The organism is Pseudomonas sp. 22085 (assembly GCF_052045815.1).
Lineage (GTDB): Bacteria > Pseudomonadota > Gammaproteobacteria > Pseudomonadales > Pseudomonadaceae > Aquipseudomonas > Aquipseudomonas glycinae.
Window position 1 is genome coordinate 1 of record NZ_JBQEQA010000037.1, and the last position, 26697, is coordinate 26697.

General features: G+C 59.9%; 20 protein-coding genes. 6 read left to right on the forward strand and 14 right to left on the reverse strand.

Features of this window, described 5'->3' with window-relative positions; genetic code table 11:
* The first annotated feature begins 56 nt into the window (after positions 1–56).
* Positions 57–2774, forward strand: a complete 2718-nt coding sequence (locus ACTJK7_RS28590; RefSeq protein WP_108559677.1) for an RHS repeat domain-containing protein — start codon at positions 57–59, stop codon at positions 2772–2774.
* An 83-nt stretch (positions 2775–2857) separates the two neighbouring features.
* On the opposite strand, the gene ACTJK7_RS28595 is transcribed toward ACTJK7_RS28590, so the two are convergent.
* The 13 genes from ACTJK7_RS28595 to yaaA all read right to left on the reverse strand — a co-directional run bounded on the left by ACTJK7_RS28595 (position 2858) and on the right by yaaA (position 21033).
* Positions 2858–4309 carry a mannose-1-phosphate guanylyltransferase/mannose-6-phosphate isomerase gene (locus ACTJK7_RS28595; RefSeq protein ID WP_064382465.1) on the reverse strand — a complete coding sequence of 484 codons (1452 nt, stop codon included), beginning with the start codon at positions 4307–4309 and terminating at the stop codon, positions 2858–2860.
* 213 nt (positions 4310–4522) lie between these two features.
* The gene (locus ACTJK7_RS28600; RefSeq protein WP_011332550.1) at positions 4523–5179 is read right to left on the reverse strand and encodes an alginate O-acetyltransferase AlgF; all 657 of its coding nucleotides are present in this window, start codon (positions 5177–5179) and stop codon (positions 4523–4525) included.
* Between the two features lie 14 nt (positions 5180–5193).
* A complete protein-coding gene (locus ACTJK7_RS28605) occupies positions 5194–6366 on the reverse strand; it encodes an alginate O-acetyltransferase (RefSeq protein ID WP_108559678.1) in 1173 nt (390 codons plus the stop codon).
* A 10-nt stretch (positions 6367–6376) separates the two neighbouring features.
* A complete protein-coding gene (locus ACTJK7_RS28610) occupies positions 6377–7942 on the reverse strand; it encodes an MBOAT family O-acyltransferase (RefSeq protein ID WP_108559680.1) in 1566 nt (521 codons plus the stop codon).
* 199 nt (positions 7943–8141) lie between these two features.
* Positions 8142–9266: a mannuronate-specific alginate lyase gene (locus tag ACTJK7_RS28615; protein WP_011332553.1), complete on the reverse strand. Its 1125-nt coding sequence runs from the start codon at positions 9264–9266 to the stop codon at positions 8142–8144.
* A gap of 8 nt (positions 9267–9274) precedes the next feature.
* A complete protein-coding gene (locus tag ACTJK7_RS28620) occupies positions 9275–10726 on the reverse strand; it encodes an alginate O-acetyltransferase (RefSeq protein ID WP_085647738.1) in 1452 nt (483 codons plus the stop codon).
* 10 nt (positions 10727–10736) lie between these two features.
* Positions 10737–12308: a mannuronan 5-epimerase AlgG gene (gene algG, locus ACTJK7_RS28625; protein ID WP_108563645.1), complete on the reverse strand. Its 1572-nt coding sequence runs from the start codon at positions 12306–12308 to the stop codon at positions 10737–10739.
* A gap of 26 nt (positions 12309–12334) precedes the next feature.
* Complete coding sequence (locus ACTJK7_RS28630) at positions 12335–13816, reverse strand: alginate export family protein (protein ID WP_064382459.1); 1482 nt, start codon at positions 13814–13816, stop codon at positions 12335–12337.
* Complete coding sequence (gene algK / locus ACTJK7_RS28635) at positions 13813–15324, reverse strand: alginate biosynthesis TPR repeat lipoprotein AlgK (protein WP_440781095.1); 1512 nt, start codon at positions 15322–15324, stop codon at positions 13813–13815. The genes ACTJK7_RS28630 and algK overlap by 4 nt, the downstream gene beginning before the upstream one ends.
* A 9-nt stretch (positions 15325–15333) precedes the next feature.
* A complete protein-coding gene (locus ACTJK7_RS28640) occupies positions 15334–16503 on the reverse strand; it encodes a PilZ domain-containing protein (RefSeq protein WP_440781093.1) in 1170 nt (389 codons plus the stop codon).
* A gap of 35 nt (positions 16504–16538) precedes the next feature.
* Positions 16539–18020, reverse strand: coding sequence for a mannuronan synthase (gene alg8, locus ACTJK7_RS28645; RefSeq protein ID WP_199913001.1), 1482 nt, complete (start codon positions 18018–18020; stop codon positions 16539–16541).
* Between the two features lie 106 nt (positions 18021–18126).
* Positions 18127–19443 carry a nucleotide sugar dehydrogenase gene (locus ACTJK7_RS28650; RefSeq protein WP_064382457.1) on the reverse strand — a complete coding sequence of 439 codons (1317 nt, stop codon included), beginning with the start codon at positions 19441–19443 and terminating at the stop codon, positions 18127–18129.
* Between the two features lie 810 nt (positions 19444–20253).
* Positions 20254–21033, reverse strand: a complete 780-nt coding sequence (yaaA, locus tag ACTJK7_RS28655) for a peroxide stress protein YaaA (protein WP_085654665.1) — start codon at positions 21031–21033, stop codon at positions 20254–20256.
* Positions 21034–21314: 281 nt separating this feature from the next.
* Between yaaA and ACTJK7_RS28660 the strand changes: the two genes are divergently transcribed.
* The 5 genes from ACTJK7_RS28660 to moaE all read left to right on the forward strand — a co-directional run bounded on the left by ACTJK7_RS28660 (position 21315) and on the right by moaE (position 25453).
* Positions 21315–22439: a polysaccharide deacetylase family protein gene (locus tag ACTJK7_RS28660; RefSeq protein ID WP_440781092.1), complete on the forward strand. Its 1125-nt coding sequence runs from the start codon at positions 21315–21317 to the stop codon at positions 22437–22439.
* A 349-nt stretch (positions 22440–22788) separates the two neighbouring features.
* Positions 22789–24183 (forward strand): PhoH family protein, encoded by a 1395-nt coding sequence (locus tag ACTJK7_RS28665; RefSeq protein ID WP_011332563.1) that lies wholly within the window; start codon positions 22789–22791, stop codon positions 24181–24183.
* Between the two features lie 101 nt (positions 24184–24284).
* Positions 24285–24758 (forward strand): cyclic pyranopterin monophosphate synthase MoaC, encoded by a 474-nt coding sequence (moaC, locus tag ACTJK7_RS28670; RefSeq protein WP_108559694.1) that lies wholly within the window; start codon positions 24285–24287, stop codon positions 24756–24758.
* Positions 24755–24997: a MoaD/ThiS family protein gene (locus ACTJK7_RS28675; protein ID WP_064382453.1), complete on the forward strand. Its 243-nt coding sequence runs from the start codon at positions 24755–24757 to the stop codon at positions 24995–24997. The genes moaC and ACTJK7_RS28675 overlap by 4 nt, the downstream gene beginning before the upstream one ends.
* Positions 24998–25000: 3 nt before the next feature.
* A complete protein-coding gene (gene moaE / locus ACTJK7_RS28680) occupies positions 25001–25453 on the forward strand; it encodes a molybdopterin synthase catalytic subunit MoaE (RefSeq protein WP_064382452.1) in 453 nt (150 codons plus the stop codon).
* Positions 25454–25529: 76 nt separating this feature from the next.
* Here moaE and ACTJK7_RS28685 read toward each other — a convergent pair whose 3' ends face one another.
* Complete coding sequence (locus ACTJK7_RS28685) at positions 25530–26492, reverse strand: IS110 family transposase (RefSeq protein WP_440779566.1); 963 nt, start codon at positions 26490–26492, stop codon at positions 25530–25532.
* Between the last annotated feature and the right edge of the window lie 205 nt (positions 26493–26697).

A 26697-nucleotide genomic window follows, 5' to 3' on the forward strand; every position in this document is an offset into this window, starting at 1 on the left:
GAGCTTGCTGTGATGCCAGAGGCACACCGAATGCCGATTGCGGGGAAGCGCGCTCCATGAGCTTGCACATCAATACGCCGAGGATGTCTGTGATCGACCCGCGCGGCTTGCCGGTGCGCACGGTCGACTATTGCCGAGACATCGAGGACGGACCGGTCGAGTCCCGGATCAACCGCACCCTGCATGACGCTGCGGGGCGTGCGGTGAAACAGTGGGACCCGCGACTTTGGCTGTCGCAGGCCGGCAATCCGCTGACGCCGGCCAACCTGAAGCAGGTATTTGCTTTGGACGCCACGGTGATTCGCTCGGACAGCGTCGATGCCGGCACGCAAGTCGAGCTGAAGGGACTCGCCGCACAAACGCTGTTCCGTTGGGACAGCCGTCAGACGCAGCGCGAGATTGAACACGACAGTTTGCTGCGCCCCGTTGCGATATTCGAAGAAGGAACAGGCGTGCCTCGGCGTTGTGTCGAGCGCCTGACCTACGGTCATCCCGGCAGCGGGGATCAGTCGCGAAACCAGTTCGGGCAGCTGATTCGTCATGATCATCCGGCGGGCAGCGTGCTGTTCAATGCGTTTGCAATCAGCGGCCCCTGCACCGAAGACATCCGCCACTTCACGCTGGAACCGCTGGCACCTGACTGGCCGGAGCGGGAGGAAGATCGGTCGGCCTTGCTTGAACCCGGAGCGGGGGCGACGACCCGACGGCGCTTCGGTGCACAGGGCGATGTGCTGGAACAGACCGACCCCAGGGATAACCGGCATGTTTTCGCGCTGACGGTCGATGGCCGCTTGCATGAGCGTCGGTTGCAGTTGAAGGGCCAGCGCGAGCAGACGCTGGTCAGTGACATCCGCTACGGCGCGGATGGCAGCATCGAGCGGGAAACGGCCGGCAACGGGGTGGTGGCCACGCTGACGTATCGTCCGCAGGACGGTCGCCTGACGGTTCGCCGTGATGAAGATGCCGCCAGCCGAGTACTGCAACACCGGATTTATAGCTATGACCGGATGGGCAATGTCTTGAGCATCGAAGACAAGGCGCTGCCGATCCGCTATTTCGCCAATCAGCGGATAGAGCCGGTCAGCCGGTTTGTCTACGACAGCCTGTCTCAGTTGATCATGGCGTCCGGTTGGGAGGCTGGCAGTGTCAGTCAGGGCCCGCAATCGATAGGACGCGTCGATCCGGCGGCGGTCAGCAACTATCGGCAGACTTACAAATATGACGCCAGCGGCAATCTGTGCGAATTGATTCACTTTGGCCCACAAGGCCATGGACGCAACCTCAAGCCAGCGCGGTACAGCAACCGCAGTCTCCCGTATGACGTCACGCCACCCACTGATGAGCAAATCAATGCGGCATTCGATCTCAGGGGAAATTTGCTGCAGTTGGAGCCTGGTCAATTGCTGAGCTGGAACCTGAGCAATCAACTGCAATCGGTGAGCCCGGTGGAGCGTGCCTCCGGTGACAGTGACCAGGAGGTCTATCTCTACGGCGATGACGGCCAGCGAGTGCGCAAGATCCGCTCATTAAAGACCAACGCACGCACCGTGGTTGCCGAAGTGCGCTATTTGCCGGGATTGGAGTTGCGCAGCGATAACGGCACAGGCGAGCGGTTGCAGGTCATCACCGTCGAGGGCGGGCTCAACAGCGTTCGAGTACTGCACTGGGAAAGTGCGCCACCCGCGAGCGTCAACGATCGGTATCGATACGGATGTGCCGATCATTTGGGGTCCATCAGCCTGGAGACCGCCGACGACGGCGCGATCATCAGTCAGGAGCGTTTCCACCCTTTCGGTACAACCGCCTGGCAGGACGGCGAACACAGTTACAAATTCGTGCGTTACTCGGGCAAGGAGCGTGACGCGACCAGGCTGTGCTACTACGGTTATCGCTATTACGTACCCTGGCTGCAGCGCTGGGCCAGTCCGGATCCGGCGGGCATAAAGGCCGATGGCCCTAATCTTTTCCGGATGGTGCGCAACAACCCTTTGACGTTTTTTGACGAGCAGGGAGAGGAGTCGAATTCCAAATCGGCAGTGCGTACGGCAATCGAGATATTTGAATCGTACAAGGACAATTACAGCGACACGGACAGAGTGAAGCCCTACACCATGATGAACGAAATTACCGAGGGCAAGCTGAAGTTCACCACTACAAAGGCAAAACCTGCGGTGCTCGAAAAGACCAAAGAGTTGAAATTTACCCTGCGTCATTACTCTTACAACTTCGCGACGAAGGGCGCGGCGCCGTCACACATGGAGATCAAGTCAAACTTTTCTCTGGTCAACAGCAAAACGATGGTGTTGGGGGGGAAAGGTGGCAATACCAGCGAAAAGGACTGGACCAAGGCCGGGAATATGGGGTTTACCTTCTTTCTTCTATCCATAAACGGAGAGGTGAACGAGCGTAGGTTTCTCGCGGGCAAGACACATTTCGCAGAGTATGACCTTGACGACGAAAACGCACTCAGGAACGCCTTTGGTGACAGCTACGACAGCCTGGAGTTTTTTGCTTCTCCGGATGTGCTTGATCCGAAGCACTCATCCGACTTGAGCGCAGTTCCCATGATTAAAGGCCGATTGAAAGACTTGAAGGCATTGCTGCTAGGCCATTCGGGAATCAGTTCGGTGCAGGTGGGAAGAATGAATGCACGGACAATGCTGGACAGTCTCGACAAGTCATTCCACGGAACACTTGAAATCAAAATTCCCGGATCGGTAACCGTCAGTACATGGCACAAAAAAGTTCAGGCCGGTACCTCCAGCGCTTTATGAGCGTCAGTAAAAAGCCCCCGCCCCACCCACTGCGGATAGGGGACGCAGCGGGCTGGACGGGGGCTTCCTGTTTTGCTCAATGATTATTGCGCGATGGTTTTCACCGACACGCCGCGTTCGACCGGAGTCGAGCGACCGTAGATATCTTCGAAGCGTTCGATGTCGTCTTCACCCAGGTACGAGCCCGACTGGACTTCGATGATTTCCAGCGGGATCTTGCCCGGGTTGCGCAGGCGATGCACCGAGGCGATCGGGATGTAGGTCGACTGGTTTTCAGTGAGCAGAAACACGTTCTCGTCGCAGGTCACTTCGGCGGTGCCACTGACCACGATCCAGTGTTCGGCGCGGTGGTGGTGCATCTGCAGTGACAGGCACGCGCCCGGCTTGACCGAGATGTGCTTGACCTGGAAGCGGCCGCCCATGTCCACCGAGTCGTACGAGCCCCACGGACGGTACACCTCGCAGTGGTTCTGGGTTTCGCTGCGGCCCTGGGCGTTGAGGGTGTTGACCATCTGTTTGACGCCCTGGACCTTGTCCTTGTGGGCGATCATCATGGCGTCCTTGGTTTCGACCACGACGATGTTTTCCAGACCGATCACCGACACCAGTTTGCCGTTGCCGTGGATCATGCAGTTCTTGCTGTCCTGGATCACGACGTCGCCCTTGCTGACGTTGCCGTTGGCGTCCTTCTCGTTGACTTCCCACAGCGACGACCAGCAACCGACATCGCTCCAGCCGGCAGTCAGCGGCACCACGCAGGCGCGCTGGGTTTTTTCCATCACGGAATAGTCGATGGAGTTGTCCGGGCAGCAGGCGAAGGTGGCTTCGTCCAGGGTGACGGTGTCGGCATCCTGCTGGCTGCGCTCGAGGGTCAGCAGGCAGGTGTCGTAGATGTCCGGATCGTGCTTTTTCAGCTCTTCGAGGAAGCGGCTGGCGCGGAACAGGAACATGCCGCTGTTCCAGTAGTAACCGCCGGACTCAACGTACTCGGTGGCGCGTTTGACGTCGGGTTTTTCCACGAAGTGCGAGACGCGGCTGACGCCTTCCGGCAGCAGCGAATCACCGGTGGACTTGATGTAGCCGTAACCGGTTTCCGGTTTGGTGGCCGGCACGCCGAACAGCACCATCTCGCCGTTTTCAGCAGCGACGGTGGCCAGGGCCAGGGCGCGTTGCAGGGCTTTCTGGTCTTCCAGAACGTGGTCGGCCGGCAGCACCAGCATCAGTTCGTCGCGACCTTCATTGACCAGCATCATCGCGGTCAGGGCCACGGCCGGCGCGGTGTTGCGACCGAACGGCTCCATCAGGATCCGCTGGCATTCCAGGTTGCGGCTGGCCAACTGCTCGTTGACGATGAAGCGGTGATCCTTGTTGCAGACCACGATCGGGGTGTCCATGCCTTCGAACACCAGACGCTCGAGGGTTTGCTGGAACAGTGTGTGTTCGCCGGTCAGGGCGAGGAACTGCTTGGGAAACTGCTTGCGCGAAAGCGGCCAAAGACGTGAGCCGCTACCACCTGACAAGATCACCGGAATCATATTGTTTACTCCATAAAATCGATTGGTTAGAGGCACGAACGCTGTGTCGTTTCACTCTTGTTTTTGTCTCGTATCCGAACTCTCACCTCGGTCCCTGTGGGAGCCTGGCTTGCCAGCGATGGCANCATTACCTCGGTGTATCTGCAGAACCGAGGTGTCTGCATCGCTGGCAAGCCAGCTCCCACAGGGAACCGGTTCAGTTCGCAGAATTTGTTAGCGAGTCGACACCGGGCGTTTCACCCAGACTGGCGACAGGTTGCTGCCGTTGCCGGTGACGTACAGCACCGCTGCCTCACCGCGCTCCAGGGCGACTGGTTTCACGTCGCCGACTTTCTTGTCGCCTTCGTACAGCGCCAGGCTGACTTTCACCGGGTTGATTTCACGCTCGCCACGGCCCTTGGCGGCGACGTTCGGCACCACCTCGGTCTTGCCGTCGGCGGTCTTCAGGGTCAGCGGTTTGTCGCTGAGGTTCTGCACGCGCACCAGGGACTTCTGCTTGTTCTTGAACGGCGGTTCTTCGATCAGTTGCGGCGCGCCGGAAGCGTTGTTCACCAGGGTGTAGTAATGGTCACCGGCGAGTTTGACCGGCAGGGTCTGGCTGCCGACCTTGGCGCTGTAGTCACCGCCCGGCATGAAGCTGAAGTCGCTGCTGGCCAGTGGCGCGACGTCGCTCAGATTGGTGCTGCCGACGGTGGCGCTGACTTCAGCGTTGCTGGCGTTGTAGACCCGTACGAAGGTCGAGCCTTTCGGAGCAGTCGGGCCGTACAGCGCGGCGTCGCCACCGGCGAAAGCCTGGACCGACAGCACGCTCAGACCGGCAACCAGAGCGAAGCGTTTGGCGAGACGACGAGGAGTTGTAGTGAAAGTCATGGTGTACCTCTCTTTCAGTTTTGCGCCCGATCGGGCGTCTCGGATTTAGTGTTTACAGCTACGTTTTGTTGGCGCGCGCCGGCTTGTTTAAGCTCTGCGACCCACTGCGGGTCGGCGTCGCCGATTTCGTTGTTCACAGGCAGATATCGTTCAGGAAACTCCCAGATCAGCACCTGTGGCGGGCTGTTCTTGAAGTCATCGCTTTTCAGGTAGCTGAGCATCGGCAGGATCGGGCCGTGGCCGTCTTCGGCGTAATTGACCACGTCGCTGTGCAGCGCTTGCTTGAGCGCCCCGACGAAGTTCCAGTTCGGGTTGGCGCTGTAGCTGGTGCCGATCAGGGCCACCGGCACTTCGCTGTTGGCGAACAGCGCGTCGTCCCCGGCAGGTTGCTCGACGGCCACGGTGTTGCGCTTTTGCAGCGGTTCCTTGGCCGGCATCAGGTTTTCGAACAGCGGATCCAGCGGCAGGAACAGACGCAGGTCGCCCTTGTGCGTGACTTTCTCCGCCGGTGTGGTGACAAAGCTTTGCGGCTCGCCGCTGAGCGGGAACTTGTCGGCGATGGTCTTGGCCAGGGTGTTGGCGGCGATTTCCGCGCCTTCAGGTGTCCAGTGGGTGTCGGTGCGCAGGAACACTTGCTGACCGTTCTGCTTGGCCTTTTGCAGCGGGCCGAGCAGGTCGGGGGCGAGGATCTTGTCCGCCGCGACACGGGCGTGGAAGTCCTGATAGAGATTGGCGTGGATGCTCGCCGGTTTCACTTCACCCAGGTGTTCCGGGTACAGGCGAGCCTTGGCCGGCACGATCGCCATCACCAGTTTCACGCCTTTCTCTTTCAGGGTCTGGCGCACGCCTTCGACCAGCGCGTAGTTGCCTTGCAGGTTCAGCTCTTCGTTGACGATCGGGTTGAATTCCTCATCGCTGTACAACCACTGATCGCGACCGAGCACCACGCCCGGACGACCTTCGTTGAACAGTTTGAAATCCAGCGCAGCCCAAAGGTTGGTGCCCAGGCGCTTGATCGGGAATTCATCGTCGTAGTGGGTTTCCACGGCTTTTGTCCAGCGGCCGTTGAGCACCGTCGCGTCGGCGTTGGTGCTGAAGCCGAAGAAGCTGCGCACCGACCACAGACCGAGCACCAGCAGGGTCACCAGAAACAGCGCGATGTAGAAGATGCGTAATGAGCGGGTCATGTCAGATCCCTCAGAACTGGAAGTAAAGGAACGGCGAGAAGCTTTGCGCCGAGAGTTTGAGAATCGAGGCGATGAACAGCAGCAGGATCAGCCCGCGCATCACGTAGCGCGACCAGTCCGCGGTCCAGTAGGCCGGTTGCACCTGGGCTTCGACGCCGACGGTGTAGCCAGGCTCATGGATGCTCGCCGGGTTTTCGCCCGGGGCTGCCTTGATCATTCCCGGCGTCGCCGTGGCCGGGCCGTTGGCCTCGACGTTGACTTCAGGTTTGCTCTTGGCTGGCGGCTGGTTGGTGTACAGATCGCGCAGGCCGAAGAACGCCAGGGTCACGTAAGCCACTACCAGGGTCGCCACTTGCAGACCGGTGAGGCTGGCCTGGTTGAGTTCCGACAGCGACCAGTCGCCGAAGCTGAACATCGCGCCGTACATGCGGCCGGCAACGTGCAGGTTTTCGGCACGGAAGATCACCCAGCCCATGACCACCAGCAGGAAGGTCAACGCCCAGCGGATCGGGTTGAGGCGGCGCGGCGCAGTGTTCAGGCCGAGCATTTTTTCGATCGCCAGCCACATGCCGTGCCACGCACCCCAGACGATGTAGGTGATGTTCGCGCCGTGCCACAGACCACCGAGCAGCATGGTCAGGAACAGGTTGCGATAGGTCATCAGCGTGCCTTTACGGTTGCCGCCGAGGGTGATGTACAGGTAGTCACGCAGCCAGGTCGACAGGCTGATGTGCCAGCGGCGCCAGAACTCGGTGATCGACTGGCTGATGTACGGCTGCTTGAAGTTTTCCATGAAGCGGAAACCCATCATCAGGCCCAGGCCGATGGCCATGTCGCTGTAACCGGAGAAGTCGAAATACAGCTGCGCGGTGTAGGCCAGCGCGCCGAGCCAGGCATCGCCCGTGGTCGGGTTTTGCAGGGCGAAGCAATGGTCGGCCACTACGGCGAGGGTGTCGGCGATGAATACCTTCTTGATGAAACCCTGCATGAACCGCGTGCAGCCCTCGGAGAACTTGTCGAGGGTGTGGGTGCGGTTGTTGAACTGGTCGGCCAGGTCACGGAAACGCAGCACGGGACCGGCAATCAGGTGCGGGAAGATCGCCACGAACGCCGCGAAGTCGATCAGGTTGCGGGTGGCCGGGGTGTCGCCGCGGTAGACGTCGATGATGTAGCTGATCGACTCGAAGATGTAGAACGAGATACCGATCGGCAGCAGCACGTGGGTCAGGATGAACGGCTCGAGCCCCATCGAGGTCATGATCGCGTTGATGCTGTCGACGCCGAAGTTCGCGTACTTGAAGTAGCCGAGGATGCACAGGTCGACCGCCACGCCGAGCAGCAGCCAGCGCTGGGCCGGTTTGCTGCGCACGCCGGCCGCGCCGACTTTCAGGCCGATCCAGTAGTTCCACAGGGTGACGCCGGCGAACAGCGCCAGGAAGTCCACCCGCCACCACGCGTAGAACACGTAGCTGGCGATCAGCAGCAGCAGGTTGCGATAGCGTTGCCCGCTCAGGTAGTACAAGCCGAGAAAGATCGGCAAGAACAGAAACAGGAACACGTTGGATGAAAATACCATCCCGATCTCTCCATGTTTGAACCAACAGTCAAGGGCCAAAGCCCCCCCAAACCCCCCGCTGAAAACTGGAGAGCTACGATCGTTCCCACGCTCTGCGTGGGAATGCCTCAATGGACGCTCTGCGTCCGCTTCGGCATGGGACGCGGAGCGTCCCGGGCTGCATTCCCACGCAGAGCGTGGGAACGATCAGCGGTCAGTGTCAGGAACCTTTGTTGCCCTTTTCATGGGACGGGTCGTAGACCTTGGTCAGGTCGCCGCCGAGGCGGAAGGTCTTGAACGGCTGCATGCCGTGCTTCTTCTCGATCACATCCGGCGAACAGGTGTAGAGCGTGCAGAACGGTTCGAGCCAAGCGAATTTCATGTCCTGTTTCAGGTCGGTCATGTCCTGCTCTTTGCCGTTCTTCTTCTCGAACTGATCCGGGTCTTTCACCCCGGCCAGCACCCGATCACCCAGACGTTTCAGCGCACCGTTGTTTTCCTGACGCAGATCCACACCGTTGACCTGGGCGAAACTGGCGATCATCGCCAGCGGCGGCAAGGCGTAGTTGTGATAGGCGAGGGCGCGTTGCTGGCGCTTGAGTTCGTTCGGCAGGAAACCGTCGGCATCGACCTGATTGACGCCGACCTTGTATTCCTTGACTGCCCAATCGAACAGGTCGCGGCGGTTGGTCGCGACAGATGTCGCCATCACCGACCAGGCTGCCCAGTACGAGTGGTTATTGGTTTTTTCCAGCGGCAGGTTGTCCCAATCGCTGACCACCTGATCAGCCATTTTGCTGAACCAGGCTTCGATCACCTGGGCTTCCTGCTGGTGCTGGGCCAGCGGATGGGAGTCGGAAAACTTCAGGCGAATGTACGAAGAGGCCATGCTGCCCAGCGCCCATTTACGCATCGACTTGCCGGTGTGGTTGAAGTCTTTCGACATCAACGCATCGGCCTTGGCCCAGGCGGTCAACCAATTCAGCGTGCAATCCAGTTGTTCCGGACGGCCGTCGCGCATGAACTGCATCACCCGTTTGGCGGTGCCGCGCTCCAGGGTGGTGATGTCTTTGGTGGTGTCGCGAAAGGCTTTTTCCGACTGCACGTTCAGCGTCGCGCGAGCCTTGTCCGAGCCTTCGTATTTGCTGCGAAATTGCAGCGGCCCGGTGTAGGGCGTCGGCATTGCATCGCAGCCTTCGCTCTTGTCGCCGGTCTTGAATTTATCCACCGGCGCAAAATAGCCCTGTGGCGGACGCAGTGGTGCGGCGGCCTGCGCGGTGCCGGCGAAGATCGCCAGCCCGAGCAGTGTCGGCGCCAAAAGAGTTTTCAGTTTCGGATTTCGCATAGCAGACCTCATTGCCCGACCTGAGCGGTTTGTTGCCCAGCGCCCGGGAATACGTTGCGTTTGCAGATTTTCGCTTCGACTTTCTGTGGCGCGGTGCCCGCTTCCGGACCCTGGACTTCGACCGCCAGCAGGTTTTGCGAGGCCCAGTCTTCGTCCGTGCGCAACTCAAAGGCGAAACGACCGTCGGTGTCGGAGGTTTCCGGTTTCTCGATCTTGATGTCCTCGTGGCGACCGTTCATGTACCAGAGGGTGGCTTGCAGGGTTTTCACCGAGGTGTCGGCGAAGCGGATGTCGACCTGATGGCTGCTGTTCTGCAGGTTCAGGTTCTTGCTGTTGACCAGCAGTTCTTGTTTGCCGCCCGGCTTGAGCGTGGTGCTGGCGGACATTTGCGCCTCTTTGCCTTCGCAGCCGTTGTCGAGCAGCGCCATCATCTGGCGATAGATGGTTTCCTGGTCGAGGCGGTACAGCGGCGAGAATTCCCAGATAAGGATTTTCGGCGGCGTCTTCTGGAATTCGTCGCTGCCCAGGTACTGCAGCATCGAACCTTCCAGACCGCCGCCGGGGAACGCGACATTGAGAATGTCGGCGCCGATGGCTTCTTCGAGGAAGCCGGCGAAGTTGTAGTTCTTGCCGCTGTGCGAAGTACCCACGAGTGTGATCTGCGGATTGCCGGAATCACCGAACAGGTCGCCGTCGCCAGCCTCGCCTTTCGGCTCGGTGGTGAACTGGTCCATGTACTGGATCGCGTAACTGGTGCCGCACAGTTGCCCGGCCATGTTGTGCAGGGTGCCGGTCTTGCCCATGCGCCCGGAGCGTTTGGTTTCGAACTCACGCTTGGGAATGTCGGCGAAGGCCGGAATCTGCTTGACCTTCTCGGCGACGATTTTTGCCGTGCGCTGGGCGCCGTATGGCGTCCAGTGCTGGTCACCGCGGAAGTAGAAATCGTGAGCGGGCAGGGTCTCTGGCAGCGACTCGTTGGTCAGCGGCGACAGGTCCGGCACCACGTAACCCATCTTGGCGAAACGGCCGAGCATGGTCTTGTAGTTGCCCAGCGCTTTCTCGTAATCGAACGCGGCTTTTTCCGCCGGGTTGAGCTTGTTGCGGTTCACCAGGCCACGGGTCGGCTGGTAGACGATCACCAGTTCGACGCCTTTGGCCTTGAACGCATCGTGCAGTTGTTGCAGGCGCTTGTAGCCGGCCGGGGTGGTGTTGAACTCGGTGCGCAAGTCTTCCTGGGTCCGGAACAACCAGTCGCCCTGCGCCTGCACCAGGGTGGTGAAGTTCTGCTGGTAGCGCGTGGTGTAGTTCTTCGCGTCGTGGGCGGCCGGGCACAGGCTGCAGCACGGTTCGGCCGTGAATTTCGGTGGCTGGACTTCATCGGCGCGGGCGCCGTTGCTGGCCGCCAGGATGCCCACGGTCAGGGCCGACAGGCTGAGTAATTTGATCAGGTGTGGGTGCATAAAATTATCCTCAGTCCTGCAATTCGGTCTGGCGTTCGACAGGGTCAATCAGCACGGCTTTCTGCTGGCGCACCAGCAGGTCGAGAATTTCATCCTGGCGCTCGCCGAGGATGCCGTTGAAGCTGATGCCGCTGGATTTGGTCGGCGCCAGCATCGACACGCGATACAGCTCGACACTCAGGGGCGAATCGATCGACAGTGGGCCGCTGCCGTTGGCCGCCAGTTCACCGCCGACCACGATCAGCGAGACCTGGGCGTCGAACGGGTCGAGCTTGATGTCACGGTCGGTGTCGGTCAGATCCTTGATGTGCCCGTAGACGCCAGTCAGGCCGTTGGCCATGGCGACGTTTTCGTAGAGGCGAATGTTCACGCTGTTACGAATACGGATGCCGTGGCGCTTGTTGCTGATGACCTTGTTGCCCCACAGCAGGTTGTCGGCAGACTCGTAGAGGGTGATGCCGTCGGTGTGGTTCTTGTAGATCTCGTTGTAGGCAATGATGTTGTTGACGCTGTTACGGTCGATCACCAGCCCCGAGAGGTGGTTGTCGTAGCTTTTGTTGTTGAAGATGAAGCTGTCGTTCACCTCACGGGAAATGATGATCCCGTGCTTCTTCTTCGTGCCGTACACCGTGTTCTCGGCAATGATCAGACCGTGGGAACGGTCGTGCGGGTCGATGCCGTAGACGATGTTGTCCTTGTAGGTGTTGCCCTTGACCACGAAGTCGCGGGTCTCGTAGCAGTAGAAGCCGTACCACATGTCCGAGAACTCTGAGCCGACGATCCAGCCGGTCGGCTCGGGACGCTTGAGCACCTTGGCCATGTTCGGCGTGTACTGGGAAATACTCACCCCGTATGACTTACTGTTGGCGTAGCCGAAGCTGGCCATCTTGCTGTTGACGATGTAAGTCTCGGTGCCGCCCCAAGCCAGCAGGAACGGGCGGAATTCCTTCGGCGAACGGAAGGTCGCCGGGCCGTTTTCCTTCTCGCGCCAGCCAGTGACTTTGGTATCACGCACGAACAACTGGCCGTCGTTGACCAGGAACGAACCGGCCTCCTGGGACAGGCGCAACTCCTGGGTCTGGCCGTCGATTTCGAGGATGCCTTTGCGGCCGACCACGATCGGCAACTTCGCCAGATACACGCCCGGCGAGGTTTCGCTGAAGTACTGCTTCGGCAGCTTCTGCGCCAGCTCTTTCAGGTTCATGTAGCCGTCGTCGACGAAGATCGCCTGCGGGATGCCGTGCTGACGCACCACCCATTCGGCCATCTTGTTGTCGCCGCCGATGAAGTCCTTCAGGGCGTCTTCCTGCATCATCCGGCGCACACTGATCTTGCCCGGTTTGCTGCGCACGATTTTCGCGGCGGCGGCTTCGGCGGTGTAGCCGGAGAGGTCGGGCAATGTCGGCTTGGCCAGTTCCAGCGCTTCGGTCGGTGCGCTGCTGACGGTGTAGGTCTTGGCCTGTTGCAGCTCTTTCGCGGTGGTCGCGGGTTTGGCCGGTTCCACACTGGCGAAGGCGCCGGCCGAGGCCAGCAGCATCGCGCCGGCCAGCAGGCTGAGTGAGCCTTTGCGGGCACTGTTCATGTCGGGCACTCCCTTGGCGGTCAGCATCAGAAGCGCCAGATCACGTCGATGAACGCGCGGTGCATGTACGAATCGACCTGGCTGCCATAGGCGTCACCCGGCTTGAACACACCTCCACGGAAACGCACCAGCGCCGAAGGCTCGTCGATCGACTGGCTCAGCGCCGCCGGCAGCAAGCCTTGCTTGAAGTACTTGGTGACCACCAGATCCATCTCCTGACCCAGATCCTTGTTGCCGTCCTGCAGTGGCAACGAGGTGCTGGAAAGGATCGCGCCGGTCACGTCGTCAGTGTTGTTTTCCACTGCGTTGATGCCGTTGCTGCCCACCGGCTTGTTGCCGTCCACGCGCCAGAACTTGTGGTAGATCAGGCTGGCGTCGTACTGGTCGTTGAGCATCCACGAACCGAACAGGGTGGCGGTCTGCATGTTGTTCATTTCGCCACGGAAGGCCTCGCCGAAGCGGTGAACCCGCGAGCGGGTACCGGTGTAGTTCGAGCGGTTGCTTTCCAGGCCGTTCTGTTCGTAATCGGCGCTGGCACGGGCATACGCCGCACCGACCTGCCACTGCGGATCGAGGCGCAGGCGCACACCGATGTCGGTGGCCCAGCCGTCGACGTTGTCACTGCGCTTGGCTTGCGCCGGACGAGTGCCATCGGCGTTGAGGGCGTTGACCGTGTCGCGGTCGCCGCTCATGCCGGTGATGCTGCCCCAGTAGTTGACGGTGTTGGTATTGCGCCAGTTGTAGGCGTCGCTGTCGGCGGTCAGGCCGAGCCAGCTGATGTCGCCGTTCTGGGTTTTATCCAGCGAATCGCGTGGTACGCCGGGTTCGGCGTAGTCGAGCTTGCCGTCGTCATGGGTGTGGTGACCGCGAATCCCGACCCAGTTGCCCGGTGTCCACTGATAAGCGGCATCCGCGTAGGCGTGCAGGCGATCCTTGTCTTTCGGTGCCAGCTCTTTCAAGTCGGTACGGTATTCGCTGAAGCGCTCGGCAACACCGGCGTTGGCGCGCAGCAGGGTGGTGTCGAAAGTCCAGTTCAGCGCTTCGATGTTGGTGTCGCGCCACTGGCCGTCGTCGTTGCGCAGGCGCTGGCGACCGAACTTGAGGATCTCGCCGGGGTAGGGCGTCAGGCCGCTGTAGCCGACCCAGAATTCGCGCATCGCCAGGTAGTTTTTCTTGGTCTTGCGGTCGCCGTTGTCGGTGGTTTGTTCACCGTCGGACTGCTGCAGGGTGTCGGTCTCGATGATGTCGGTCGAGGTTACGGCCTGGCCCATGGCGTAGGCGCTCCACGCGCCGCTTTCGCCATAGACCCACGGACGCAGGTCGAGGCCGAGGCCATTGACGTCGCCGCCGCTGGCGGTGCCGAGGTCGCGGTCGTCTTCGGACTGACCGGTGATTTTCACTTCGAGGCCGAAGTTTTTCGATTCAGTCATCGCGGCCAGGGTCGGGCAAGACCAGATCAACGCGAACGTGAGGCCAATGCCGGCCTTCACAAAGGGATTCAATTTCATAATTTTTCCTCGCCGTCTTCTTCTTGCAGGGCGTGCAGTTGCAGCGTGTTCTGGCTCAGGGCGCCACGGGTCGCCTGTTCCTGTTGCAGCAGGCGCTGGGCTTCGGCCAGGCGCTCGGGCGGCAGCTGGGCGGCGAGGGTGGTCGCCAGCTCATCGGCTTGCGGGGTGTTTTGCGCTTTGGCCAACTGGCTGAACACGTAGGCGTTGACTGGGTCGGGCTTGGTGCCCTTGCCTTGGGAAAACAGCTGGGCGATGGCGAAGTCGGCGCTGTTCTGGCCGTTGCGCGCGGCGGTCAGCAGATGGTCGAGGGCCTTCTGCGGATAGACCTTGCCCAGGTAGCCACGGCGGTAGATCTGGCCGAGGTAGTAGTCGGCAGCGACTTCGCGGCCGACGGCTTTCTGGAAATGTTCCTCGGCGACTTTCGCGTCGGCCGGGACCAGTTTGCCTTCGTAGTAGAGCTTGCCCAGCAGCAGTTCGGCGCGCGGCTGGTCGGCGGCGCGGCCGTTGTCCAGGTACTTCATCATCTGGTCGATGTCGCCCAGTTCCGGGAAGTCATACAGCAGTTGCGCGAGGGTGACCCACGACGCCGGATAACCCGGAGCGATCGGCTCGAGCAGCGACTGCGCGGTTTTTTCGTCGGTCTTGCCCAGGGTCGAATCGGCCAGCACACGGGCCACCGAATCCACCCGTTGAGCACTGACGGTGCCGCGGCTGTAACCGGCCTGCAGTTGCTTGATCAGCTCGGCCTGCTGCTCCGGCGCGCCACGTTTCTGATAGACCGTGGCCAGCTCGACGTAGCAGATGTCGGTGGTGTTGATTGCGGCCTTGCAGATCTTTTCCACGTCATCCAGATGCTGGTCGTAAGTGCCCTGGGTGCGATACAGCAGCACCTGCGCGAGACCGGCTTCCGGGTAACCGGATTTGCGCCACTGGTCGATCTGCTGCTGGGCATTGATGTTCGGGAAGCTGTGCGGGAATTGCAGGTACAGCATCGCGAGCGGGATCAGCGTGTTGCCTTCGCCACTGGCGGCGGCTTTCTTCAGCAGGCTTTCGGCTTCCTGATGCTCGGCTTCGGTGGAGCCGGGCTTGGCCACCAGCAAACGACCGAGTCGGGCCTGGGCACGCGGCGAAACACTGGCAGCGGCGCGGTAGGTGGCTTCGGCCTGTTTCATTTGTTCCGGATCGCGGCTGTCGACCTGGATGTCGGCAAGGCCCACTTGGGCTTCGCTGTAACCCAGATCGGCCAGCGCACGGTAGTTCTGCGCGGCGGTCGCGGTGTCGCCGCGCTTGAGCGCTTCGTTGGCCAGACGCTGGTCGGGCAGGCCGGCGCAACCGGCCAGAGAGACTGCCAGCGCCAGCGAACACACCATATGCACCTTGTGGGAGCTGGCTTGCCAGCGATTCTGGCGACTCGGTATTTCAGCAAGACCGCATTGATCCGATCGCTGGCAAGCCAGCTCCCACAGGGATCGTGGCGTTCTGAAAAGACTGGTGATAGTCACAGGCATGTCCTCGACTTAAAGACCGGCAGCCATGGCTTTGTCGATCAGCCAGTTCAGGTTCGGACCACGGTCGCTGTTCACTTCCACCGGGCGGCCGGCGAAGCGGCTGTCCAGCGGTTCGTCAGGCTGGATCTGCACGCGGATGTCGGAGGACAGGTCAGCGCTTTTCAGGCTGGTGCTGCTGACGATCTTGCCGGTGCGGGTCTTGTCTTCGCCGGCGATCTGGAAACTCACCGGTGTGCCCGGACGCACGTCGCCGAACTGGCGATAGGAGAAGCGCGCATCGACGGTGGCCTGGGTGTTGCGCGGCACCAACTGGAAGATCACGTCGCCCTTGCTCGCGTACTGACCGTCGGCCACCAGTCGCTGGGCCACGGTGCAATCGCACGGCGAGGTCAGGGTGCCGGTCATTTGCTTGCCGAACAGTTCTTCAACCTTGGCTGGCGACAGTTGATCTTCTTCCAGATGGCCCTTGAGTACGTCGAGCATGCTGGTGCTGAACGTCGCCAGCGGTGCGCCCTTGGCGGCGACGCCGTCGGACTTCACCAGGCTTTGCACGGTGCCGTCGCGCGGCATGGTGATGTTCATCCCCGGCACGCTGACCAGACCGGCCTGCGCATGGCTGACGAAGTACATGCTGTATACCGATTTGAAAATGAAACCCGCCGCCACCAGGCCGACCGCGAAGATACCGGCGCTGAAGGTCACGGCTTTCAGGCGACCGAACGGGGTCATGCCGGAGTCGCCGTCCTTGACCTTGCGCGCCTTGGTGAAATTGTCGCGCTGCAGGGTTGCCAGCACTTCGCCGATGCTGACGATGTCGCCGGCCAGGTGCGAAGTGATCAGGTGACGCAGGGTCGAAATGTCCTGCGGTTCAAGGTTCTGGAACTGGCAACCAGCACGACCCGTCTGGCGGTCGTAGGAGCGCACTTGCAGTTCAACGTCCATGGCCAGGCCGAGGTTGTCGATGACGAACTGCAGACGCGCCTTGTACACCTCGCCGACGGTCAGCGGCAGTTGTCCGGCGTTGAACGCCAGACCACCGGCGGACAGGTCGAGGACCCGCGCTTCAACCGGAGTCCGGTCGGGGCCGAAGAAACGCAGCTTGGCCGGGATTTTGACACGGGCGTGCTGACGCTGGGCTTCGGATTCATGCACTACGTTGGCGTTGACGGCGGTATTCATGGGGGCGATTTCCTTGTTAATTCAATAGGGGCAGGTCAGACCATCATCAGCAGCACGGCGACGAAAATGCTGCCGGCGGAGAAGGTCATGGTCCGAGACGACCAGGTGTTGAACCAACGTTGAAAGCTGGCGAGATCACGGGTCAGGGAAGTGGGTTGGCGAGTCCAGGATTGTTGGTCGAGGCGGAAGAACACGTAGATCTTCACCAGCGCACCGACGATCTGGTTGTAATAGAGAATTGCCGGGTAAGCCGGGCCGATCCGGTGGCCTGAGCAGGACAGCAGCAGCGTCAGAATCAGACGGGTGATGCCGATCCACAGCAGGTAAACCAGGATGAACGCGGTGCCGTACTTGAAGCTGGCGATGATTGCCACGGTCAGGCCGAGCAAGGATGTCCACATCGAAACGCGCTGGTCGAACAGCACCACCGAGGTGAAGGCGCCGAGGCGTTTTATACCCAGGCCCAGCGCTCGCGAGTTCTGCCGCAGGTTGTTGCCGTACCAGCGGAACATCAGTTTGCGGCTGGCCTTGATGAAGCTCTTTTCCGGCGGGTGTTCAACGGTGTTGATCGCGGCGTCCGGCACGTAGAAGGTGTCGTAGCCCAGACGCATCAGGCTGAACCAGCTCGACTTGTCGTCGCCGGTCAGGAATTTGAAACGGCCCAGGCGCCAGTGTTGCAGCGAGTCGCTTTCCACGTCGGCGATGAATTCCGGGTTGGTGACCACGGTGGCGCGAAACACCGACATGCGTCCGGTCATGGTCAGCACGCGTTTGGACAGGGCCATCGAGCACATGTTGATGTGGCGCTGGGCGAAACGCAGCTTGTGCCATTCGCTCATGATGTAGCCGCCGCGCACTTCGCAGAACTCGTTGGTGGTCAGGCCGCCGACGTTGCCGAACATCTGGAACCACGGCACGGTTTTGCGCACGACGCCTTCGCCGAGCACGGTGTCGCCATCGATCACGGCCACCACGGCGCGGTCGTCCGGCAGGTGACGGGAGATCGCGCGGAAACCATAGGCCAGGCCATCGCGTTTGCCGGTGCCGGGAATGCGTACGAAGTCGAGTTTCACCCGGTCCGGCGGATTCATCCGCGCCCACAGTGCCTTGACCAGCAGCTCATCGGACATTTCCACGATGGAGCAGACCACGGTGGTCGGCAGTTCGCAGTCGATGGCTTCGCGGATCACCGAGCTGTAAACCTGCGCGGTGGTCAACGCGTCGATGCGGAAACTGGTGACCATCAGAAACACATGGGACGGATCCGCCGCCTTACCCAGCTTGCGAACCTTGCGGCGCAGGTGCGGGTAGACGATGTAGAGAAAAATCATGCCGCGTACAAAGTGCGTGGCACCCATCGAATAGCGCCAGATACCTACGGCGCCAATCAGGAAAATGAAGTCCTTCGACTCGGAGTCGAACGTGGACGTGGGCAGCATCAGGGCCAGGCCCATCAGCAGGCTCAGAAACAAAAGCCAGCCGGCGGATTGCAGAAAAAAATGTTTGAGCTTGGACATGACCGTCATCCGAAGGTGATGGGAGCTTTAAGCGACAAGCTTCAAGCTTCGAGCTGCAAGTGAAACGCTTTGGCTTGCAGCTCGAGGCTTGTCGCTTAGGGCCGAGTTACCAGCAGATGCCTTCAGTGCGGCTACCGGCGCTGGTGGCCTTGGACATGAAGCCCACCAGGTCGATCACCTGCTTGCCCTGCGGCGCTTCTTCGGCCAGGGCGCGGAACTTCTCGTCGCGGTTGCCGAGGATGATCACGTCGGAGTTGTCGATCACCGAATCGAAGTCCGAATTGAGCAGGGACGATACGTGCGGGATCTTCGACTCGATGTAGTCCTTGTTCGCGCCGTGGACACGAGCGTACTGGACGTTGCTGTCGTAGATGCTCAGGTCGTAGCCCTTGCCGATCAGCATCTCGGCCAGTTCCACCAGCGGACTTTCGCGCAGGTCGTCGGTGCCGGCCTTGAAGCTCAGGCCGAGCAGGGCGACTTTGCGTTTGTCGTGACTTTCGACGATGTCGAAGGCGTTCTGCACTTGCGATTCGTTGCTGCGCATCAGCGAGTTGAGCAGCGGCGCTTCGACGTCCAGGGAACCGGCGCGGTAGGTCAGGGCGCGCACATCTTTCGGCAGGCACGAACCGCCGAAGGCGAAGCCCGGGCGCATGTAGTACTGGGACAGGTTGAGGGTCTTGTCCTGGCAGACCACGTCCATCACTTCGCGGCCATCGACGCCCACGGCTTTGGCGATGTTGCCGATCTCGTTGGCGAAGGTCACTTTGGTGGCGTGCCAGACGTTGCAGGTGTACTTGATCATCTCGGCGACGGCGATGTCCTTGCGGATGATCGGTGCGTCGAGTTCTTCGTACAGCGACTGCAGAACGTCACCCGAAGCCTTGTCGAGTTCGCCGATGACGGTCATCGGTGGCTGGTCGTAGTCGGCGATCGCGGTGGATTCACGCAGGAACTCAGGGTTTACGGCGACACCGAAATCAACGCCGGCTTTCTTGCCCGAGCAGTCTTCGAGAATCGGGATGACAACGTTTGCGACGGTGCCCGGCAGAACGGTGCTGCGCACGACGATGGTGTGACGGGTGGACTTTTCACGCAGGACAAAACCGATCTCGCGGCACACCGCTTCGATGTAGTTCAGTTCCAGGTCGCCGTTCTTCTTGCTCGGCGTACCGACGCAAATCATCGACAGGTCGGTGTCGCGAATCGCCTCGGCGAAGTTGGTTGTACCGCGCAGACGGCCGGTCTGGATACCTTGTGCCAACAGCTCACCCAGGCCCGGTTCAACAATGGGAGATTTGCCAGCGTTGATCATGTCGATCTTGTCTTTGGCAACATCGACGCCCACCACGTCGTGACCCCGAGCAGACAGGCAACCGGCACATACTGCGCCAACGTAACCCAAACCAAATATGCTGATGCGCATCGCAATTACCTCTGTATATATCAGGCCTTAGAGGGCCGGAGTTAATGGTGTTCAGCGTTCATTAGTGCACTCGAAAGTGCGGCATACAGGCGCCACAATGCCGTGTGCAGGCATACTAAGTTTCGAGTGTCTAAATAAGTGCACTCAAGATGTGCGTAACCAGGCCTTATTGTTATGACGTGCCCTGTTATGCAGCCGATCTTCTTTGGAGAAGACTCTTGTGCAATCGTCTTGCGCGCTCGATGTCAGGATGAAAGTCCCGTAAATCAAGCGGTTGGGTGCTCAGGCGAGCACGTTTATAAGGGCGCGGCCATGGCCTTTGTAGGGGATATTAATGGTGCGTATCTCCTGTCCATCGTCTGCTTTGAGACTAGTTAGTCATCTAGGCAAGTTGCTGTGACAACTTGGTTACATGGCTATCTGCTCCGCGTAAGTTATCTCGTACAAACTCGGCGAGAATCGTTACCGGTGGTATGAGCTATGCATTCGGACGAAGTTCCTGTCCGCTCATCGCGAAATCTGAAATTTCTTGAAATATTGTCAGAGATGGCACCAGTATCAATTTGATAGCAGTTTCGTTTTCGACCTTTAATAACAGGCGAAAAATCACGTTAGATAGTTTTGTGCCACTACGGTGAAAAAATTTAGGTGCCACTACTGAAAAAAATGATCAGTGTCGAGTGAAACTAATCTTAGAAAAGGCAGGGAGGTTTTTCTGGCGCCAGTAAAATGGCGAAATGTGGCGAGGGTTTTTTGACATCGTGCGAGCTGCACGACTCTTCGTATAAAGAGTCGTGCATTAGGCATGCTTTATTCGGGGGCGTGATCGCGTAGAAACACCAGATTATCCGGTTTCGATTGCTCGGCGCTGTAGCAATAACCCTGCACATCGAACTGCTTGAGCAGGGCCGGATCGTTGATTTTTTCCTGGATCACGAAGCGGCTCATCAGGCCCCGGGCTTTCTTGGCGTAGAAGCTGATGATCTTGTACTGGCCGTTTTTCAGGTCCTTGAATTCGGTGTTGATGATCCGCGCATTCAAGGCTGTGCGTTTGACCGCCGAGAAGTATTCGTTGGACGCCAGGTTCAGCAGCACGTCGTCGCCCTGGTCGGCCAGCGCTTCATTCAGCCATTCGCTGATGCGCGTGCCCCAGAACGCGTACAGGTCCTTGCCTCGGGCGTTGGCCAGTTTGGTGCCCATTTCCAGGCGATACGGCTGCATCAGGTCGAGCGGGCGCAGCAGGCCGTAAAGGCCGGAGAGCATGCGCAGGTGTTGTTGCGCGTAGTCGAAATCGGCTTCGCTGAACGACTGGGCATCGAGCCCGGTGTAGACGTCGCCCTTGAAGGCCAGCAGTGCCTGTTTGGCGTTTTCCGGGGTGAACGCCGGTGTCCAGCTGCCGAAACGCGCGGCGTTGAGACCGCCGATCTTGTCGGACACGTGCATCAGTTCGCTGATCTGCGCCGGGCTCAGCTCGCGCAGTTGCTGGATCAGTTCCTGGGAATGGTCGAGGTATTGCGGCTGGGTGAAGCGCTGTGTCGCCGGCGGTGTTTCGTAATCGAGGGTCTTGGCGGGGGAAATCACCATCAGCATGAAGTCGTCTCCTTTAATCGTGGGGGCGATTCTAGGGGGTTGGGGCGGATGACTCCAGCTATCGCGTCCATAGGTGATCGGCGGTGTGCCACCCAACCCTGATCGTTCCCACGCTCTGCGTGGGAATGCAGCCAGTGACGCTCTGCGTCACCCCGGCAGCGGACGCAGAGCGTCCGGGGAGGCGTTACCACGCAGAGCGTGGGAACGATCATCTGGGTGCCTGCGGGAATTACTGTCGGATCGGCTATAGTGCGGCGCGGGTTTTGTTATGGAGACACCCTTTGCGCATTGTTCTTTTTTTCACCGCGTGGCTGTTGAGCGTCGGTGCCGTTGCGGCGCCGGGCGATATCGCGACGCTGGATCGCAGCACCTGGCCGGAAAAACTCGACAATCCGACCCTGTTCGACGTCGCCTCGCGGGCGGAAATCCTGATGTTCGCCCGCGGCCTGCTCGGCACCGAAGCGCTGGACGAAGCGGCGCTGGCCCAGCGTCTGGGGCTGCGCACGGTCAATCTGGACGCCATCAACAGCCTGCGCGAGCGCCTGTGGCAGCGTCTGCTCGCCAACTACAACTTTGCCCAGCAAAGCTGCGATCAGGATGCCTCGTTCTGCTTCCTCGTCGAAGACCTGCCGACCCTGCGCGAGCAGGCTGCCAAATTCGTGGTCAGCGACGAAAGCTATTACACCAGGTGGGCCGAACCGAGCCGGATCTTCCACCTGCAATACCTTGATGAGCTGATGCGCAAGGCTGCGCTGTCGCCGCAGACCAGCAGCGAACTCGATCATTTCGGAGACTACGAGCGTAACGGCGACGACATGCACGATCGCTTGTTTCTGCTGAGTTTCGACAGCGCCGCCAACCTGCAACCGGACAACACCGACTGGCTCGCCGAGTACCTGCGCAAGTCGAACCTGAGCGGCACCTTTTTCATGCTGGGCAAGGATGTTCAGGCGCGGCTGGCCGACCGTTCCGTCAGCAGCCTGCAAGCGGCGTTTTCGCAGCAGTGCGTCGGCGTGCAGGGCTGGGAGTTCCGCTCCCACAGCCACTGGCAGGACTGGCAGGATTCGGTGCGGCGCAGTGCCGATCTGGTCAAGAACAAGTTGCCGGAGAACTACGTGCCGCTGTTCCGTCCACCGGAAGGGCAACGTCGTAGCGATGCCCGGAGCTTTTTCAACAGCCAGGGCCTGCAAGTGGCGCTGTGGGACATCGATGCCCAGGACGGCGCCGGCAAGCTCAAGGGCGCTCCGAGCGCGCAGCGGGTGCTGACCCTGATGCTGCTGTGGCGGCACGGGGTGATCAATTTCAACATGAAACAGGATGCAGTGAAGACCGCGTTGCCGTGGCTGATCACACAAACCGCGCAAAGCGGTATCGGCTGGGAAGACTGTCAGGACGCGTTTCGCTGAAAAACGGCAAGAGCCCGGAAACATTGGGCTTGGGGTGATTTTTTTGCGGAATTTGATGCAGGCGGACTTCCGACTCTAACGGGGGCAGGGCGGTCCGCCAAGGGCTTTTCGTCACTTTGCAAAATAAACTTCAAAAAAGCGTCAAAGTGCTTTTTTCTGTCACGGGTTTTGGAGTATTACGAAGTCAGACCGCCGAAACCTGCAACACAGGTGGCGTCTTCCAAGACCCATTTTGTGTGCAGTTCACCTGCTATCCCGACAAAAGCTGTGCAGGTGGATTCGGCAGTCACTTCGAGGCGCAGCACCGCCGAGGTATTGCGTCGAATGGCTCCCACAAAGGTGACCGAGTATGGATGATCACGGACGTAGCCCTTCCTCCAACCAGCCAATCCTTTATGTACTCGATACCAACGTACTGATTCACGATCCGAACGCCCTGCTGAATTTCGAAGAACACCACGTCGCGATCCCGATGACCGTGCTTGAAGAGCTGGACAAGCTCAAGAGCGGGCATCACAGCGTGGCCGCCGAGTGCCGTCAGGCGATCCGGCTGATCGACAAGACCCTGGGCGATGCCTCACCCGATGACGTCGAACAGGGCGTGCCGATCCAGCGCGGCAAGGGCGGCCCGAAGGGCTTGCTGTCGATTCTGATGAGCAAACAGGCCGAATCGAACCTGATTCTGCCCGAGCACCTGAACGACAACAAAATCATCAACCAACTGATCGACCTGCACACCCGCGAACCGAGCAAACCGGTGGTGCTGGTCACCAAAGACATCAACATGCGCCTCAAGGCGCGCGCCTGCGGGATCGACGCCGAGGACTACAGCACCGACCAACTGGTCGACGACGTGTCCCTGCTGCCCAACGGCTATCACAACATGACCGGCTCCTTCTGGGACCGCGTGAGCAAGGTTGAAACCCGTCAGGACCACGGCCGCACCTGGCATCAGGTCCAACTGATCGACAACCTGCCCGCCGTGCACATCAACGAATTCATCATTGATGAGCAGGGCTTCGTCGGCTGGATCAAGGAGATCGAAGAAGACAAGCTGCTGATCCTCGACCTGCACCAGGAACCGCTGCTGCATCAGGAAGCCTGGGGCCTCAAGCCACGGGACATCTATCAGAGCCTGGCGCTGTACGCGCTGCTGGATCCGGATATTCACCTGGTCAACCTGTCCGGCGCCGCCGGCTCGGGTAAAACCATTCTGGCGCTGGCCGCTGCGATCGAGCAGACCATGGTCAGCAAGCGTTATCGCCGCATCATCGCCACCCGCAGCGTGCAGGGCCTGGACCAGGAAATCGGCTTCCTGCCCGGCACCGAAGCGGAAAAAATGGAGCCGTGGCTGGGCGCCATCACCGACAACCTCGAAGCCTTGCACATGGATGACGAAAACACCCATGGCAGCGTCGACTACATCCTCAGCAAAGTGCCGTTGCAGTTCAAATCGCTCAACTACATTCGCGGTCGCAGCTTCCAGCAGAGCCTGATCCTGATCGACGAATGCCAGAACCTCACGCCGCACCAGATGAAAACCATCATCACCCGGGCCGGCGCCGGTTCCAAAGTGGTGTGCCTGGGCAACCTGGCACAGATCGACACCCCTTACCTGTCCGCGACCAGCTCCGGGCTGACCTACCTGACCGAACGCTTCAAGGATTTCCCCAACGGTGTGCACATCACCCTGCAAGGGGTGCCTCGCTCGATCCTGGCCGAATACGCCGAATCGCATCTGTAACCGTCAAACCGAACCGGGCGACTGCAAAGTCGCCCGGTTTTTTATGTGCGCAATTCTGACCCCCAGGTTTACAATCGACGCTCCTGATCAGGAGTAATCCCGTGCTGACTCATCTCGATTCCCAAGGTCGCGCCAACATGGTCGACGTCACCGAAAAAGCCGTGACGTTCCGTGAAGCGACGGCCCAAGCGCTGGTGCGCATGCTGCCCGACACCCTGCAGATGATCGTCAGCGGCGGCCATCCCAAGGGCGACGTGTTCGCCGTGGCGCGCATTGCCGGCATTCAGGCGGCGAAAAAAACCAGTGACCTGATTCCCCTGTGCCATCCGTTGATGCTGACCGGCGTCAAGGTCGAACTCAGCGCCGAAGGCGATGACACGGTACGCATCGTGGCCCGCTGCAAGCTGGCCGGGCAGACCGGTGTCGAGATGGAAGCGCTGACCGCCGCCAGCGTCGCCGCGCTGACGATCTACGACATGTGCAAGGCCGTGGATCGCGGCATGACCATCGAAAGTGTGCGCCTGCTGGAGAAAGTCGGCGGCAAGAGCGGGCATTTCCAGGCGGAGCAGCCATGAACCTGACCGTGAAGTTTTTTGCCCGTTACCGTGAGGCGCTGGGCGTGGATTCGGTGAAGGTCGAGGGTGATTTCGCCACCGTCGATGATGTTCGTGCGTTGTTGGCTCAGCGTGAAGGCGCCGATGTGCTCAGCGAGCAGAACCTGATGTGCGCGCGCAACGAAGACCTCTGCCAGCTCGACGAGCCAGTGGTCGATGGCGACGAAGTGGCGTTTTTCCCCACTGTGACCGGAGGCTGAGCCATGCGCATTCGGGTGCAGTCCGAACCGTTCGATCCTGGCGCTGAAGTCAACGCGATGCACGCGGCGAATGTCGGCGTCGGCGCGGTGGTGAGTTTTGTCGGCTACGTGCGCGACTTCAACGATGGCCTCGATGTCGCCGGGATGTTCCTCGAACACTATCCGGGCATGACCGAAAAGGCCCTCGGCAAGATCGCCTTGGAGGCCGAGCAGCGCTGGCCGCTGTTGAAACTGGAAGTGCTGCACCGCATCGGCGCGCTGGAACCGGGTGAACCGATCGTGTTTGTCGCCGCTGCCAGTGCCCACCGCCAGGCGGCGTTTGACGCCTGCGCCTTCGTCATGGATTACCTGAAAACCCGCGCACCGTTCTGGAAGAAAGAGAACACCAGCGACGGCCCGCGCTGGGTCGAAGGCCGTGACAGCGATCATGCGGCGGCGGATCGCTGGAAGCAGTAGATTCTGCGCTGCTCTCCCGGCCCTCTTCGCGAGCAAGCCCGCTCCCACAGGGAAATGCATTCCAATGTGGGAGATTCTATGTTGCAGGGGAACCCTGCAACCTTAAATTGGGTTGGTATTCGCTCTGATTTTTCATGAGGGCGAATGCCACCCGGCAAAGCTTACGGGCGAGGATGACCAAAGCCTGAGTTCTGGCTAGACCTCTTGCCAGATAGGATTCATAGAACGGTTTCCAAACAGGGGACCGACAAGCTGCCATAGCTGCATTGTGTGCAAGACGCCGTAATTCTCCGTCACCTTTTTTGCTCAAGTGGCGAGGACTGTGTTTCTTGCCTGAGTCCTTTGCCTTCAAATCCATTCCCAGAAAGGCGATGAACGCATCGGCGCTGGCGAACTCACCTCGCATATACGTAGTTGCCAAGCCCGTTGCCGTGAGTTCACCAATCCCTTCAATCGCTTTGCAGCGTCTGATGTTTTCGCTAATGCCGGCCTCTTGGCTGACTTTGCGGAGTAATTCCTGAATGGCTTGATCAAGCTGTTTGAAATGCTCCAACCCACGGGCCAAAAGATCTTCAAGGAGAGGTTCGTTTGACCAGCTCAGCATGATACTGACTCGGGCCTTCATCAGCTGCGCACGCTTGTTAAGCAGACTTTTCAACACCGTGTAGTGCCGTGGTGGTGGGCTCCAGACCCGCAGCCGGTGCTGTTCACTGGTTAGATAACGCGCCAGAAGACGTGCATCACAAGGGTCGGTTTTTGCACGCTGACCGATGCTTTCGCGGTAATGGCTCACCCGGTAAGGGTCCACGACGTAAACCCGATGCCCCATACCATGGGCCAGTTCGGCCGTGTCCAGGTGGTAGAGATTAGTGGCTTCCAGAGCGATCGAGCTTTGTGCGGGCAAGGTCTTCAGCCAACGACCTACAGACGTGCGGTCATTGTTGATGACCTGGGTAATTTCCAGATCTTCGCGATAAACAACGATTTCGGCCTTGGCCACATCGACACCAATCACCGTTGGCGAGGTAAGGATTGTCATGACGAATCCTCGGAGCTAGGGTTTAAGAGCTTGTCGGGGTCTACCGTAGCGCTGGCTTGCCTCTATCGTCGGTTTTACCGATGAATTCCTTATCGGCGCTTTAGGTAGAAAGGGCGGGACGAGAAGTCTCCCACGGTCCGTACTGGCTAGAGTCGGAATCGAGCTTTTAGTCCCGCCCACCCCTTCAAGTCTAAACATACAAGCG

Coding starts and splice junctions, on each gene's coding strand:
- ACTJK7_RS28590 (WP_108559677.1), top strand. CDS start 57: ATGAGCTTGCACATCAATACGCCGAGGATGTCTGTGATCGACCCGCGC.
- ACTJK7_RS28595 (WP_064382465.1), bottom strand. CDS start 4,309: ATGATTCCGGTGATCTTGTCAGGTGGTAGCGGCTCACGTCTTTGGCCG.
- ACTJK7_RS28600 (WP_011332550.1), bottom strand. CDS start 5,179: ATGACTTTCACTACAACTCCTCGTCGTCTCGCCAAACGCTTCGCTCTG.
- ACTJK7_RS28605 (WP_108559678.1), bottom strand. CDS start 6,366: ATGACCCGCTCATTACGCATCTTCTACATCGCGCTGTTTCTGGTGACC.
- ACTJK7_RS28610 (WP_108559680.1), bottom strand. CDS start 7,942: ATGGTATTTTCATCCAACGTGTTCCTGTTTCTGTTCTTGCCGATCTTT.
- ACTJK7_RS28615 (WP_011332553.1), bottom strand. CDS start 9,266: ATGCGAAATCCGAAACTGAAAACTCTTTTGGCGCCGACACTGCTCGGG.
- ACTJK7_RS28620 (WP_085647738.1), bottom strand. CDS start 10,726: ATGCACCCACACCTGATCAAATTACTCAGCCTGTCGGCCCTGACCGTG.
- algG (WP_108563645.1), bottom strand. CDS start 12,308: ATGAACAGTGCCCGCAAAGGCTCACTCAGCCTGCTGGCCGGCGCGATG.
- ACTJK7_RS28630 (WP_064382459.1), bottom strand. CDS start 13,816: ATGAAATTGAATCCCTTTGTGAAGGCCGGCATTGGCCTCACGTTCGCG.
- algK (WP_440781095.1), bottom strand. CDS start 15,324: ATGCCTGTGACTATCACCAGTCTTTTCAGAACGCCACGATCCCTGTGG.
- ACTJK7_RS28640 (WP_440781093.1), bottom strand. CDS start 16,503: ATGAATACCGCCGTCAACGCCAACGTAGTGCATGAATCCGAAGCCCAG.
- alg8 (WP_199913001.1), bottom strand. CDS start 18,020: ATGTCCAAGCTCAAACATTTTTTTCTGCAATCCGCCGGCTGGCTTTTG.
- ACTJK7_RS28650 (WP_064382457.1), bottom strand. CDS start 19,443: ATGCGCATCAGCATATTTGGTTTGGGTTACGTTGGCGCAGTATGTGCC.
- yaaA (WP_085654665.1), bottom strand. CDS start 21,033: ATGCTGATGGTGATTTCCCCCGCCAAGACCCTCGATTACGAAACACCG.
- ACTJK7_RS28665 (WP_011332563.1), top strand. CDS start 22,789: ATGGATGATCACGGACGTAGCCCTTCCTCCAACCAGCCAATCCTTTAT.
- ACTJK7_RS28675 (WP_064382453.1), top strand. CDS start 24,755: ATGAACCTGACCGTGAAGTTTTTTGCCCGTTACCGTGAGGCGCTGGGC.
- moaE (WP_064382452.1), top strand. CDS start 25,001: ATGCGCATTCGGGTGCAGTCCGAACCGTTCGATCCTGGCGCTGAAGTC.
- ACTJK7_RS28685 (WP_440779566.1), bottom strand. CDS start 26,492: ATGACAATCCTTACCTCGCCAACGGTGATTGGTGTCGATGTGGCCAAG.